At 67.7% G+C, this 14017-nt stretch carries 10 protein-coding genes; 3 read left to right on the plus strand and 7 right to left on the minus strand.

Annotation, left to right across the window (positions count from 1 at the left end; all coding sequences use genetic code 11):
* Nucleotides 1-51: 51 nt before the first annotated feature.
* The 3 genes from I8J34_RS04700 to I8J34_RS04710 all read left to right on the plus strand — a co-directional run bounded on the left by I8J34_RS04700 (nt 52) and on the right by I8J34_RS04710 (nt 5536).
* Nucleotides 52-2409, plus strand: coding sequence for a cyanophycin metabolism-associated ABC transporter (locus I8J34_RS04700; RefSeq protein ID WP_230411707.1), 2358 nt, complete (start codon nt 52-54; stop codon nt 2407-2409).
* 7 nt (nt 2410-2416) lie between these two features.
* A complete protein-coding gene (locus I8J34_RS04705; protein ID WP_214360228.1) occupies nt 2417-2893 on the plus strand; it encodes a cyanophycin metabolism-associated DUF1854 family protein in 477 nt (158 codons plus the stop codon).
* 273 nt (nt 2894-3166) lie between these two features.
* Nucleotides 3167-5536, plus strand: a complete 2370-nt coding sequence (locus tag I8J34_RS04710; RefSeq protein ID WP_214360229.1) for a heavy metal translocating P-type ATPase — start codon at nt 3167-3169, stop codon at nt 5534-5536.
* A 54-nt stretch (nt 5537-5590) separates the two neighbouring features.
* Here I8J34_RS04710 and I8J34_RS04715 read toward each other — a convergent pair whose 3' ends face one another.
* From I8J34_RS04715 to I8J34_RS04745, 7 genes are all read right to left on the minus strand, one after another.
* Complete coding sequence (locus I8J34_RS04715) at nt 5591-5950, minus strand: c-type cytochrome (protein WP_230411708.1); 360 nt, start codon at nt 5948-5950, stop codon at nt 5591-5593.
* A 181-nt stretch (nt 5951-6131) separates the two neighbouring features.
* On the minus strand, nt 6132-6596 hold the full coding sequence (locus I8J34_RS04720; RefSeq protein ID WP_214360231.1) for a hypothetical protein: 465 nt from the start codon (nt 6594-6596) through the stop codon (nt 6132-6134).
* Nucleotides 6597-6679: 83 nt separating this feature from the next.
* A complete protein-coding gene (locus I8J34_RS04725) occupies nt 6680-9847 on the minus strand; it encodes an efflux RND transporter permease subunit (RefSeq protein WP_214360232.1) in 3168 nt (1055 codons plus the stop codon).
* A 1-nt stretch (nt 9848) separates the two neighbouring features.
* Nucleotides 9849-11375 (minus strand): efflux RND transporter periplasmic adaptor subunit, encoded by a 1527-nt coding sequence (locus I8J34_RS04730; protein WP_214360233.1) that lies wholly within the window; start codon nt 11373-11375, stop codon nt 9849-9851.
* Nucleotides 11372-12616, minus strand: coding sequence for a TolC family protein (locus I8J34_RS04735; protein WP_214360234.1), 1245 nt, complete (start codon nt 12614-12616; stop codon nt 11372-11374). Before I8J34_RS04735 ends, I8J34_RS04730 begins: the two co-directional genes overlap by 4 nt.
* 104 nt (nt 12617-12720) lie before the next feature.
* Nucleotides 12721-12957 carry a copper-binding protein gene (locus I8J34_RS04740; RefSeq protein ID WP_230411709.1) on the minus strand — a complete coding sequence of 79 codons (237 nt, stop codon included), beginning with the start codon at nt 12955-12957 and terminating at the stop codon, nt 12721-12723.
* A 214-nt stretch (nt 12958-13171) separates the two neighbouring features.
* Nucleotides 13172-13897: a c-type cytochrome gene (locus I8J34_RS04745; RefSeq protein WP_214360236.1), complete on the minus strand. Its 726-nt coding sequence runs from the start codon at nt 13895-13897 to the stop codon at nt 13172-13174.
* Between the last annotated feature and the right edge of the window lie 120 nt (nt 13898-14017).

Consider the following 14017-nt stretch of genomic DNA (forward strand, 5'->3'; position numbering starts at 1 on the left):
GTCAGCCCGGCGCGGGCGGCGTATAGTTCGCAGCCTTGCAGGATTGCGCCCATGCCGGGCGCCGCCAAAACCGATTCTCCGACCGACGCCATGTCCATCGCCGACACCGCATCCCAGGCCGCTCCGCTCCTGCCCGCACCGTGGCAATCCCGCCTGCACGACACGCTCGCTGCCGATGAGTCCGTCGAGGCCGTTCTACCGCTCGATCTGGACGACACCCTGCGTTTTTCCGAGGCGCTGCTGGTCCTCACCGACCGCCGCCTGATCAGCTGCCCGGCCGAGGGCGACCTCCGCATCTGGCCGCTGGATACCTGTTTCGAGCTGCATCTGGGCGACCATGCCGGCGTCGCCAGTCTGGCCCTGCAGGACGACACCGCCCGCCTGGCGCTGTGGCGCTTCACGCTCACCCACAACCCGGCCGCGCTGCGCTTCACCCGCCGCTTCGAGCAGCTGCGCGACGCCCTGCGCGAAGGCCGCCCGGCCGGCCCGATTCCGGCCGTGCTGTGCGCCCAGTGCCACGCCCCCCTGCCGCCGGACGAGGACGACTGCCCGGCCTGCTCGGGCACCATCGACCGGCCGCCATCCACCTGGACGCTGTTCCGCCTGTGGCGCTTCGCCAAACCCTACAAGGGCCAGTTGCTGCTCGGCTTCCTGCTCACGCTGGCCGCCACCGGCGCCACCCTGGTGCCGCCCTACCTGACCATGCCGTTGATGGACAACGTGCTGATCCCCTACCAGAACGGCCAGCAGATCGACACCTCGCTGGTGACGCTCTACCTGGGCGGCCTGTTCGCCTCCGCGCTGGTGGCCTGGTTGCTCGGCTGGGCGCGCACCTACATCCTGGCGCTGTTCTCCGAGCGCATCGGCGCCGACCTGCGCACCACCACCTACGATCACCTGCTGCGCCAGTCGCTCGAATACTTCGGCAACAAGCGCACCGGCGACCTGATGGCGCGCATCAGCTCCGAGACCGACCGCATCTGCGTGTTCCTCTCGCTGCATGCGCTCGACTTCGCCACCGACGTGCTGATGATCATCATGACCGCGATCATCCTCGCCTCGATCAACCCGTGGCTGGCGCTGGTCACGCTGGTGCCGCTGCCCTTCATCGCCTGGTTGATCCACCTGGTGCGCGACCGCCTGCGCACCGGTTTCGACAAGACCGGCCGGGTCTGGGGCGAGATCACCAGCGTGCTGGCCGACACCATCCCCGGCATCCGCGTGGTCAAGGCCTTTGCCCAGGAGAAGCGCGAATCCGAGCGCTTCCACGAAGCCAACCGCATCAACCTGCAGGCCAACGACAAGCTCAACCGCGTGTGGTCGCTGTTCTCGCCCACCGTCGCCCTGCTGACTGAAATCGGCCTGCTGGTGGTGTGGGCCTTCGGCATCTGGCAGGTGGCCAACAACGACATCACCGTCGGCGTACTGACCGCCTTCCTGGCCTACATCGGGCGCTTCTACGGCCGGCTCGACTCGATGAGCCGCATCGTCTCGGTCACACAGAAAGCCGCCGCCGGCGCCAAGCGGGTGTTCGACATCCTCGACCATGCCTCCAGCGTGCCGGAGCCGACCAACCCGGTGCACCTGGGCCCGGTGCGCGGCGAGATCACCGTCGCCGGTGTCGGTTTCCGCTATGGCAACCGCTCGGTGCTGCGCGATGTGGACATGGTCATCCAGCCCGGCGAGATGGTCGGCCTGGTCGGCCACAGCGGCTCGGGCAAGAGCACGCTGGTGAACCTCATGTGCCGCTTCTACGACGTGAGCGAAGGCGCCATCCGCATCGACGGCATCGACGTGCGCTCGGTGCCGGTGACCGAATACCGCAAGCACATCGGCCTGGTGCTGCAGGAGCCCTTCCTGTTCTTCGGCACCATCGCCGAGAACATCGCCTACGGCAAACCCGACGCCACCCGCGACGAAGTGGTTGCCGCCGCCCGTGCCGCCCATGCTCACGAGTTCATCCTGCGCCTGCCGCAGGGCTACGACTCGCTGGTCGGCGAGCGCGGCCAGGGCCTGTCGGGCGGCGAGCGTCAGCGCATCTCGATCGCCCGCGCGCTGCTCATCGACCCGAAGATCCTGATCCTCGACGAAGCCACCAGCTCGGTCGATACCGAGACCGAAAAGGAAATCCAGAAAGCGCTCGACAACCTGGTGCGCGGGCGCACCACCATCGCCATCGCCCACCGCCTGTCTACGCTGCGCAAGGCCAACCGCTTGGTGGTGATGGATCGCGGCCGTGTCGTCGAAGAAGGCGATCACGACACCCTGATCGACCACCGCGGCTTCTACTGGCGCCTGTACGAAGCCCAGCAGCGCCAGGTCGAGGGCGAAGCCATCAGCCCCGCCACGGCGCCGGCCATGCCCAGCGCCCACACCGCCGGCATTGCCGCCGAGCCCGCGCTCAAGTGAGCCCCGCATGACGACGCCCGCCATGGACTTCACCCTCACCCGCAGCCCCTTCGGCCACCTCTGCCTGACCGACGCCGAGGGCGTCCGTCACGAACAGGTTCAGGTGGTACGCGCCTTCCCCATCGCCGCGCCCGACGAAGGCATCTCGCTGCTCAGCGCCGACGGCCACGAGCTGGCCTGGATCGCCCATCTCGACCAGCTCGATGCCAACACCCGCCGGCTGATCGAAGACACCCTCGCGGCACGCGACTTCATGCCCGTGCTGCTGCGCCTCAAATCGGTCTCCAGCTTCGCCACGCCCAGCACCTGGGAGGTCGACACCGACCGCGGCCCCACCCGCCTGGTGCTGCGCGGCGAAGAGAACATCCGCCGCCTGCCCGGCGGCATGCTGATGATCGCCGACGAACACGGCATCCAGTACCTGATCCGCAAACTGCGGGGCCTCGACGCGCACTCGCGCAAGCTGCTCGACCGCTTTCTCTGAACGAACGACACGGTCGGGCGCCACGGGGTATCCGCACGCGTCCGGATGACAGATTCGTCAGCATCCGGTCATGTGCGCGTTCACCGGCCGGCGCGAGAATGGTTCCGGCACACCAGCGCCCGACCCGTTGCGCCCACGACCGCCGGCACCTTTGGCCGGGCATCGAGTCACAGTCAGGACAACGACGCGGTGACGAAGGCTTCGGCGAATCCACCGCTCGGCGCCTGCCGACGGGCGGCACAACTCGCGTCACCGCACCGATGGAGCCACCCCATGGAACATCGCGACGCCAAAGCGGCATCCGCCCCCGCTCCAGACGATGACCGACCCGCGCAGGAAACGGCCAAGGCATCGACCACCGATCCGGTCTGCGGCATGACGGTGGTGCCCGACGCCGACACGCCGACGGCAGATGTCGGGGGCCACCGCTACCACTTCTGTTCCGATCGCTGCCACGACAGATTCGTCGCGGCGCCCGAACGCTTCCTGAGCGACTCGCCGCGCGCGAAGGCGGCCGAGGGCACGCGCTACACCTGCCCGATGCATCCGGAAATCATCCGCGACGCGCCGGGCGAATGCCCCAAATGCGGCATGGCACTCGAACCGGCGGACGCACCCTCGCCAGACGACGGCCCCAACCCCGAGTTGGTGGATTTCAAGCGCCGGCTGGCGATTGGCGCCTGCCTGACCGTTCCCCTGATGATGCTCACCATGGGCCCCCTGGTCGGTCTCGGTTTTCTACGCAGCGCGCTCGGTGAAGCTCGCGCCCAGTGGGTCGAACTGGCCCTGTCCTCCCCGGTCGTGCTGTGGGCCGGCTGGCCGTTTCTGGTGCGGGCCGTCAAGTCGGTCGTCAGCCGGCATCTGAACATGTTCACCCTGATCGGTCTGGGCGTCAGCTCGGCCTACCTGTTCAGCGTGGTCGCCGTGCTGTGGCCCGGCGCCTTCCCCGAAGGCTTCCGCGACGCCGACGGCCATGTCGGCGTGTACTTCGAAGCCGCCGCGGTGATCGTCGTCCTCGTGCTGCTGGGTCAGGTGCTGGAGCTGGGCGCCCGCGCGCGCACCGGCTCGGCGATCCGGGCCCTGCTCGATCTGGCTGCCAAGACCGCGCGCATCGTCCGCGACGACGGGCAGGAAGAAGAGATTCCGCTCGAAGACGTCGCGGTCGGCGACCGGCTGCGGGTGCGCCCCGGCGACAAGGTGCCGGTCGATGGCGTCGTGCGCGAAGGCCGCTCGTCGGTCGACGAATCGATGATCTCGGGCGAGCCGGTGCCGGTCGAGAAGACCGAGGGCGACCCGGTCACCGGCGCCACCCTCAACGGCACCGGTTCGCTCGTCATCGAAGCGAAGCGGGTCGGCGCCGACACGCTGTTGTCGCAGATCGTCGATATGGTGTCGCACGCCCAGCGCTCGCGCGCCCCCATCCAGAAGCTCGCCGACTCGGTGGCGGGCGTCTTCGTTCCGGCCGTGGTCGGCATCGCCATGCTGGCCTTTGCCGCCTGGGCGCAGTGGGGCCCCGCGCCGGCACTGGCCTATGCGCTGGTCTCGGCCGTGTCGGTGCTGATCATCGCCTGCCCCTGCGCCCTCGGGCTGGCCACGCCGGTATCGATCATGACCGCCACCGGCCGGGGCGCCCAAGCCGGCGTGCTGATCAAGAATGCCGAGGCGCTCGAGCGCTTCGCCCGGGTCGATACGCTGATCGTCGACAAGACCGGCACGCTCACCGTCGGCAAGCCGAAGCTGGTCGCGGTCGTGCCGTCCGACGACCGTGACGAGGACGAGGTGCTGCGCCTGGCCGCCAGCCTGGAGCGCGGCTCCGAGCACCCCTTGGCCGAGGCCATCGTCGCGGGGGCCGGGGCGCGCGACATCTCGCTCGCCAAGGCGGACGATTTCGAGGCCATCACCGGCAAAGGCGTGACCGGCACGGTGGATGGCAAGGCCGTGGCGCTGGGCAACGCCAAGCTGCTGGAGGACATGGGCGTCAGCCCAGACGCTGGCGTGAGCGACGACGCCGACACCCGGCGCGACGCGGGCGAAACCGTGATGTACCTGCTCGTGGATGAAAGGATCGCCGGCCTGATCAGCGTCGCCGATCCGATCAAGGACAGCACGCCGGCCGCGCTCGAGGCCTTGCACGGGCTGGGGCTGCGCATCGTCATGGCCACCGGCGACAACGCGCGCACCGCACGGTCGGTGGCCAGCACGCTCGGCATCGACGACCTCCACGCCGAGGTATTGCCGGCCGACAAGGCAGACGTCATCAAGGCGCTACAGGCCGAGGGGCACCGCGTCGCGATGGCCGGCGACGGGGTCAACGATGCGCCAGCGCTGGCGCAGGCCGACGTGGGCATCGCCATGGGCACCGGCGCCGACGTGGCCATCGAAAGCGCGGGCTTCACCCTGGTCAAGGGCGACCTGACGGGCATCGTCCGCGCCCGGCGCCTGTCAGTGGCCACCATGCGCAACATTCGCCAGAACCTGTTTTTCGCCCTGGTGTACAACGCCGCCGGCGTACCCGTGGCCGCCGGGGTGCTCTACCCCTTCCTCGGAATGCTGATTTCGCCCATGTTCGCCGCCGCGGCGATGAGCCTGTCCTCGGTGTCGGTCATCGCCAACGCCCTGCGGCTGCGACGGATCGATATCTGATGCCGGTCCAACGAACACCGAAAGACACGTCCGCCATCCCGTCCAACACCTCGCTCAGCGGATGCCGGCGCGGCGCTGGTGCATGCGCACATAGGCAGTGATGTGAGCCACGTCGTCAGCGCTCACGCCGGGCACCGGCGGCATGTCGCCGAATTGCCAGTGATGGGCGCGGGTGCCGTTCCTGGCCGCGAGTTGGAAAGCAACGTCTCCGTGGTGCGCGGGTTCATAGATCTTGTGAATCAGCGGCGGCCCTTTGTCGCTGCCTTTCAGATCGGTGCCGTGGCAGCTGGCGCAATGCGTTTCGAACAGGGGCTTGCCCGCGGTCGGATTCGGCATCAAACCCGGTGACGGTTTGGGTATCTGCATCCCCTGGGCCCAGGCGCCGCCCGCCAGCACGGCAACTGCGAGCAGCATGACGGATGCGCGTGACGTCCTCATGGTGTCGCCCTTCCGGAATCAGACGGCTGCCGACCTGCGCCAGGCGGCGGGGCCGAGCAGCACGGACGCGGGCGGGCGTTGGCGTGAGCTGCCGCGTTCTGACGCATCCCGCTGCGCAGCGCGCCGTAGAGTCGCCAGAACAGACGCTGCAGCATCGTTACTTCGCGGGTGGCAACGGCTGGCCACCCATCATGTGTTGCATCATCATCTGCATCATCCCCATGCGGGCCTCGATCGCCTGCAGGCGCGCCGCCTCATCCGCACCGCCGCCCCCGCAGCCCATCATGCCCGGTCCCATCATGCCGTAGCCCATCATGCCCATGCCGCCCCACCCCATCGGGCAGTTCACACCGTGCGGATCCAATGCGCGGGCCAGCATCATGCCCTCGCCCAGACTCTGCATGTACTCGGCAACGGCCTTGCCACGCGCCTCGTCGTTCCCCGCCTCGGCAATACGCGCCACCTGGGCCTGCAGCCGGGTGGCGTTTTCCTTGAGTTTCTCGACAGCCTGTGCCGGCTCGATGGCCGATGACGCCCCGCCCATGTAGGGGCCACCATGGGCCAGCGCCGGCACGGACACCATCAGCCCCAGGCACAGAGCGATCGCTTGAACGGATTTCATGATGTGTCTCCCTCGAAGGATCATCGGTGTTCAGCTTGCGCCCGGATCACCGACACTCGCCTGACGACAAGATGACATTTCCGTCAGCTTGACGGCTCCAGCACCGGGCGCACCGTCACCCACTCCTCCATCCCCCGCTTGAGCCGCCACTGCTTGACCAGCGCGTACAAGGCCGGGATCACGCCGAGGGTGAGCACCGTCGAGGAGATCATGCCGCCCACCATCGGCGCGGCGATGCGGCTCATCACCTCGGAGCCGGTGCCGGTGCTCCACATGATCGGCAGCAGGCCGGCCATGATAGCCACCACTGTCATCATCTTCGGGCGCACGCGCTCGACCGCGCCTTCCATGATCGCGTGATAAAGATCGGCCACCGTCGGCTCGCGCCCCTCGGCCGCCCGCTCGGCACGGATCGCCTGCCAGGCCTGATCGAGATAGATCAGCATCACCACCCCGGTCTCCGCCGCCACGCCGGCCAGGGCGATGAAGCCGACTGCTACGGCCACGCTCATGTTGTAGCCCAGCCACCACATCAGCCAGATACCGCCGACCAGCGCGAAAGGCACCGACAGCATGACGATGAGCGTCTCGGTGAGCCGCCGGAAGTTGAGGTACAGCAGTACGAAGATGATCGCCAGCGTCAGCGGCACCACCACCGCCAGCTTGGCCTTGGCGCGCTCCATGTACTCGAACTGGCCGGACCAGGTGGCGTAGTAGCCGGGCGGGAAGCTGACCTTGTCGGACACCGCCTGCTGCGCCTCTTTCACATACGATCCGACGTCGCGATCGCGGATGTCGACGAACACGTAGGCAGCCAGCAGCGCGTTCTCGGTCTTGATGCCCGGCGGACCGTTGCGTAGCTGCACCTCGGCCAGCTGCCCCAGCGGGATCATGCCGCCGCTGCTGGGCACGAAGACTTCATTGGCGATGCGCTGCGGATCGTCGCGCAGCGCACGCGGGTAGCGCACCGACACTGTGTACCGCTCCAGCCCTTCGACGGCGGTGGTTACCGGCGCGCCGCCGAGGGCAGTGGCCACCACCTGCTGGAAGTCGCCCACCGTGATGCCGTAACGCGCGAGCTGGTCGCGACGCGGCTCGATGTCGAGGTAATAGCCGCCGGTGACCCGCTCGGCGTAGGCGCTGGAGGTGCCCGGCACGGTCTTCACCGCCTGCTCGATCTGGCGGGCCAGCTTCTCGATCTCGCCCAGATCATTGCCGAACACCTTGACCCCCACCGGGGTACGGATACCGGTCGACAGCATGTCGATGCGCGCCTTGATCGGCATGGTCCAGGAATTGGCCACGCCGGGGAATTTGAGCGCCGCATCCATCTCGGCGATGAGCTTGTCGACGGTCATGCCCGGCCGCCAATCGGCCTCGGGCTTGAGGTTGATGACGGTCTCGAACATCTCCATCGGCGCCGGGTCGGTGGCGCTCGCGGCGCGGCCGGCCTTGCCATACACCGATTCGACCTCGGGGAAGGTTTTGATGACGCGGTTGGTGGTCTGCAGCAGCCGCGCGGCCTCGGTCACCGACATGCCCGGCAGCGAGGCCGGCATGTAGAAGATGGCGCCTTCGTTGAGCGTGGGCATGAACTCGGAGCCGATCTGGCGCGCCGGGTAGATGGTCGCGCCCATGGCCACCGCCGCCAGCACCAGGGTGGTCCACTTGCGGCGCATCACCCACTGGATGATCGGGCGGTAGGCCCAGATCAGGAAGCGATTCACCGGGTTCTTCTGCTCGGGCATGATGCGCCCGCGGATGAAGAACAGCATCAGCACCGGCACCAATGTGACCGACAGCAGCGCGGCGCCGGCCATGGCAAAGGTTTTGGTGAAGGCCAGCGGGCTGAACAGGCGGCCCTCCTGCCCCTCCAGCGTGAACACCGGCAGGAAGGAGACGGTGATGATCAGGAGCGAGAAGAACAGCGCCGGGCCGACCTCCTTGCAGGCGCGGATCATCGCCTCGCCGCGCGCGCGCTGGGTAGCATCGTCGGGCAAGCGCTCCAGGTGCTTGTGGGCGTTCTCGATCATCACGATGGCCGCATCGACCATGGCACCGATGGCGATGGCGATGCCGCCCAGGCTCATGATATTGCTGCCCATGTCCATGGAGCGCATGGCGATGAAGGCGATCAGGATGCCGATCGGCAGCGTGAGGATGGCGACCAGCGCGCTCCTCACATGCATGAGGAAGATCACGCACACCGCGGCGACGATCAGGCTCTCTTCGAACAGCGTCCATTTCAGGTTGGCGATGGCGCGCTCGATCAGCGGCGCGCGGTCGTACACCGGCACGATCTCGGTGCCTTCGGGCAGGCCGGGTTTGAGTTCCTCGATCTTGGCCTTGACGTTGGCGATCACATCCAACGCGTTCTGGCCGAAGCGCGCCATGACGATGCCCGACGCCACCTCGCCCTCGCCGTTCAGTTCGGTGATGCCGCGCCGCCCGGCCGGCACCAGCTCCACCCGCGCCACGTCGCGCACCAGCACCGGCGTGCCGCCGTCGGCCTTGAGCACCAGGGTTTCGATGTCCTCGACACCCCTCAGATAGCCGAGGCCGCGCACCATGAATTCCTTCTCGGCCAGCTCGACCACCCGGCCGCCGACATCGCGGTTCGATTCGCGGATCACCTGCGAGACGCGCGCCAGCGCAATGCCGTAGCTCGCCAACCGGTGCGGATCGACGATGACCTGGTATTCCTTGACGAAGCCGCCCACGCTCGCCACCTCGGCCACGCCGCCGGCCTTGGTGAGCTGGTAGCGCACATACCAGTCCTGCACGCTGCGCAGATCGGCCAGCGACTGATCCTTGCCGGTGAGCGCGTACTGGAACACCCAACCCACGCCGGTGGCGTCCGGCCCGAGTTGCGGCGAGACGCCCTCGGGCAGGCTGCCCTGCACCGAGCTGAGGTATTCGAGCACCCGCGAGCGCGCCCAGTAGATGTCGGTGCCGTCGGCGAAGATCACATACACGTAGGACGCGCCGAACATCGAAAAACCGCGCACGACCTTGGCCTTGGGCACCGCCAGCATGGCCGTGGTGAGCGGATAGGTGACCTGATCCTCCACCACCTTGGGCGCCTGGCCGGCATACGGCGTGTAGATGATGACCTGCACGTCCGACAGATCGGGCAGCGCGTCTAGCGGCGTCTGCTTGACCGCATACACGCCGCCAGCCACCACGGCCAACGTCGCCAGCAGCACGATGAAGACGTTGCGCGCCGACCATTCGATGAGCCGATCGAGCATCTCAGTGCCCCTTGTCCGCGGCGGCGGCCGGATCGGCCTTTTCCATCTTGAGGATCACGAATTCGCCATCGCCGCGATCCTCGAAGGTAAAGCGCAGCGGCTCGCCGGGCAGCAGGCCCTTGGCCACCTCGGCCGAGTCGAGCCCGAAATCCATGGTCATTGCCGGCCACTTCAACGCAGGAATCGCCTCGTGGTTCATCGACACGCTGTTCGACGCCGCGTCGAGCGCATCGATGCTGCCCACCGCCTCGTAGGTCTTGGCTGCCGCCTTGGCCGTCTCCGGCGCGGAGAAGGTCGCCAGCGCCGCCTTCAGGTTGCTCTCGGCATCGATCAGGAAGTTCGCCGCCACCACCACGTCGTCACCCTCGGCGAGCCCGTCGACAATCTCGACATGCTCGCGCCCGCGCTGCCCGACCGTCACCGGCTGGGGCTTGAAGCGTCCCTCGCCGGCCACCCGCAGCACCACCTGGCGCTCGCCGGTATCGATCAGCGCCGAGCGGGGCACCGTCAGGCGCGGCGCAGCACCACCGTCGGCCAGCTCGACATGAACGAACATGCCCGGGCGCAACAGGCCATCCCGGTTGTCCAGTTCCAGGCGCACCGGCGTCGTGCGCGTCGCCGCGTTGAGTGTCGGATAAAGATAGGTCACCTTCGCCGCGAAGCGCTGGGCCGGAAAGGCCTCGACCTGCACCTGTGCCACCTGGCCGACTTTGACCCGGGCCAGATCCTGCTCATACACATCGGCGATCACCCATACGGTGCTCAGGTCGGCAATGCGATAGATCGCCATGCCGGGCGAAAAGCGCATGCCCTCCACCGCCTTCTTGTCGAGCACCACCCCGTTCGCCGGCGAGGTGAAGGTGATGTTGGCCGCGTCGGCTCCGCCGCCACTCACCTGCCAGTGGCGCAAGCGTTCGCGCGCTGCCGCGAGCAGGCGGCGGGCACTCTCGCGCGCCACCGGATCGGCCTGCCCGGCCTCGACCAGGCGTTCGGCAATCTCCATCTCCTTGCGCGCCGACACCAGCTCCGGGCTGTAGACCGTGAACAAGGCCTGGCCACGCTTGACCGGATCGCCGCTGGCATTCACGTGCAGCCGTTCGATCCAGCCTTCGAAGCGCGGTGACACGTCGTGGATGGCACGCTCGTTGATCTCGACCCGACCGACCGCGCGCAAGGCGGCGTCGAGTGGCTGGACCTGCGCCTTTGCCGTCTTGACACCGAGCGTCTGCAGCCGCGCCGGGCTGACCGCGACTGCCCCGCTGTCGTCGGGCGCCTCGTCGGCATAGACCGGGATGTAGTCCATGCCCATCGAGTCCTTCTTGGGCGTGGGCGAGGTGTCCGGCAGCCCCATCGGGTTGCGGTAATAGAGGATCTTGCGTTCGCCAGCAGACGTGTCGGCCGCTGCCGGCGCGGCAGCCTGAGCGTGGACATCGCCCACAGCCGGCAAAAGGCCGGACTGGGCAAGGTAATAACCACCGGCTGCGGCAGCGGCAGCGACGACGAGGGCGAAGAATGAGGCGCGTTTCACAGGGGCGCTCCGGTCAGTTGTTCCAATTCAGTCGCCCGCACGAAGCGGTCGACCTCGGCATCGAGCAGGGCCAATCGGGTCCGCAGGATCTGGCGCTCGGCCTCGATCACGGTATTGAAGTTCACCCGGCCGGTCTCGTAACCGGCCTCGGCCGCGGCATAGGCCGCTTCGGCCTGCGGCAGCAGTGTGTCGCGCAGCAGGCGGGCCTTGTCGCGGCTGGCTTCGAAACCGGCCCACGATGCGCCGATACGCCCTTCCAGCGCCAGCCGGCCGGCCTCGATCCGCTCCTCGGCGGCATCGCGCATGCGCTCGGCCTCGCGTTCGCGGGCTCGGCGGGCCGATTGCTGAAGCGGAATGGCGACTTCGAACATCACGTCCCAGCTGTCGGTGCCGCTGCGCGGCCGGTTGTTGGTGAGCGCGAACGCCATGTCCGGATAGCGATCCCGGTAGGTCAGGTCGCGGGTATGTTCCGTCGCCTGCCGGTCGGCGCGAAGCCGGGCCAGCTCGGGCGAATGCGCATCCATGCGGGCGCGCAGGTCGGCCAAATTCAACCGCTCGGGCATGGCAGGCAGCGCCTCGGGGACGGCGAGCGGCGCATCGGCCGACCGCGCCAGCGCGGCATTGAGGCTGGCGGCGGCATCGCGTTCGCGTCGGGTGACATCCAGCAAGTCGACACGCAGCGCCGAGATCTCACTCTGAACGCGGATCGCGTCCTGCTGGGGGACCAGCCCGACGCCATAGCGGGTCAACACGATCGGTTCGAGCGCGCCGAGCAGGCTCAACGTCCCTTCCAGGATCCGGCGCTGGCCGGCCGCCTGGTAGTACCGCGCGAAGGCGGTCTTGACCTGAGCTTCGATCCCGACGCGCGCGCCGACCACATCCGCTTCCGCCAGGCCGGCCCGCGCCTCGGCGACCGCCGCACGCAGGTCGCGTTTGCCAGGAAACGGTACGGCCTGAATGACGCGGTACCGGGTCTGGCCGACCTCGCCGGGAATCAACGATGCACCGCGCCTGGACATGGTGTTGGTGGCATCCATGAGTTCGAGCTGGAAGCGCGGATCAGGCAAGGCGCCGGCGGGCTCGATCCGCGCCTGCGCGGCCTGAGCCTCATGGCCACGAGCGGCCAGCGACGGGTTTTGCGCAACGGCATGGTCGATGAGTGCCTGCAGGTCGCTGCCGAGCGGGGCGTCGCCGGCCAGCGCCGGCCCGGCCAGCAAGGGGACGAGCGCGAGCGCAAGCATGCGCAGGCCGCGCCGGCCGCGCACCGGATGAAGAGGAGGCATGGAAGGCTCCGGGTTCGGGGAGTCGATCCGGGCGAGCTGCAAGGCCCACCCGAAGACGGAAGTTACTGGGCCGCTTCCATGCTGGTGACCGTCAGCTTGCCGTCGCGATCCTCGGCGAGGAAGCGCACTTTGTCGCCCGGCTTGTGGTTCTTGAGCATCGCGCCATCGGCCCGGAAGGTCATGGTCATGGCGCCCATGCCAAGGTTGTGCAGCGGCCCGTGCTTGATGGTCACCTGCCCCTTGCCCGCATCGAGCTTCTTGATCTCGCCATCGGACATCTGGGCATGCTGCTCAGCCATGGGCATGGCACCATGGCCATGCCCCGAGCCAGCCATGGCCGGAACTGAGGCCCCGAGGGCAAGGAAAGAGGCAGCGACGGCAAAAAGGCGTTTCATGTTCAGGACTCCAAGATGAGTTAAGCAACAACCGAATGACATGGAGTATGTCGGGCACTGGCCGTCACCCGGCTGACGCGAAGATGACATTCCTGTCATCTTTCTCCGCATTCGCGGATCAATGAACGTGCGATTTGCCGTCGGCATGGACATGCGTCTTTCCGCCTGGCTTGGGAGCGGCGCTGACCGGCTCAACCGGCGCCGGAACCTCGGGTGCCGCCGGTTGAGCGTGGTGGTCCCCCACGGGATGGTGATCGTCGTCCGCCGTCGGATGCTTGTGCCCCCCCTCCGCCGAATCGTGATGCTCGTCCATCATGTGCTCGTCACCACCGTGCGAATGCCCGTCGCTGGCTGCAACCACGGCCGCATACTGCTCGCCCCCCATGGACGGCATGCGCTGCAAAAAGGCCACCATGTCCCAGATGTGCTCATCGGCCATGCTCTTGCCCCAGGCCGGCATGCCGGACCCCTTGATGCCGTGTTTGATCGTCCAGAAGGCGACGGCCGGGTCGGGCGCAGCGGCGGTCAGGTCCGGCGGCACCGGGTACAGCCCTTCACTCAGTTCGGTCGGACCGCTACCCGGTCTCAGGTGACAGCTGACACACATCGCGGCATAGTTGCCCGCGCCACGCCGCACTCGTTCATCGTCGTCCAGCGCAGGCACGTCGATGCCCGCCGCGCTGGCGGCGACCGCGCGCGAACGGGCCAGTTCGAAGAAACCGAACACCGCCTCGCTGTGCGGCTCGTCGGCCGCCACGCTGACCGCCCCCGTCATCACCACACCGGCACCGGCGACGCCCAGACCTGCAAGCGCCGTCAGCGCACCCAGCACGAATCGATTCATTAGACTTTCCCCATTTGACACTAAGCGACTGAGCATGCAGACACGTGGTCGACTTCAAACTGACCGTCAGATTACATCTTCGTTATCTTTCCTCGGCGAAGAAACCCATGGGGCACAATG

This window comes from Denitromonas iodatirespirans (assembly GCF_018524365.1).
In the GTDB taxonomy this organism is placed as follows: Bacteria; Pseudomonadota; Gammaproteobacteria; order Burkholderiales; family Rhodocyclaceae; genus Nitrogeniibacter; species Nitrogeniibacter iodatirespirans.

Excerpts from the sequence above, each read along its gene's own strand:
- I8J34_RS04700 (WP_230411707.1), top strand. The coding sequence starts at position 52 with ATGCCGGGCGCCGCCAAAACCGATTCTCCGACCGACGCCATGTCCATC.
- I8J34_RS04705 (WP_214360228.1), top strand. The coding sequence starts at position 2,417 with ATGACGACGCCCGCCATGGACTTCACCCTCACCCGCAGCCCCTTCGGC.
- I8J34_RS04710 (WP_214360229.1), top strand. The coding sequence starts at position 3,167 with ATGGAACATCGCGACGCCAAAGCGGCATCCGCCCCCGCTCCAGACGAT.
- I8J34_RS04715 (WP_230411708.1), bottom strand. The coding sequence starts at position 5,950 with ATGCTGCTCGCAGTTGCCGTGCTGGCGGGCGGCGCCTGGGCCCAGGGG.
- I8J34_RS04720 (WP_214360231.1), bottom strand. The coding sequence starts at position 6,596 with ATGAAATCCGTTCAAGCGATCGCTCTGTGCCTGGGGCTGATGGTGTCC.
- I8J34_RS04725 (WP_214360232.1), bottom strand. The coding sequence starts at position 9,847 with ATGCTCGATCGGCTCATCGAATGGTCGGCGCGCAACGTCTTCATCGTG.
- I8J34_RS04735 (WP_214360234.1), bottom strand. The coding sequence starts at position 12,616 with ATGCTTGCGCTCGCGCTCGTCCCCTTGCTGGCCGGGCCGGCGCTGGCC.
- I8J34_RS04740 (WP_230411709.1), bottom strand. The coding sequence starts at position 12,957 with ATGGCTGAGCAGCATGCCCAGATGTCCGATGGCGAGATCAAGAAGCTC.
- I8J34_RS04745 (WP_214360236.1), bottom strand. The coding sequence starts at position 13,897 with ATGAATCGATTCGTGCTGGGTGCGCTGACGGCGCTTGCAGGTCTGGGC.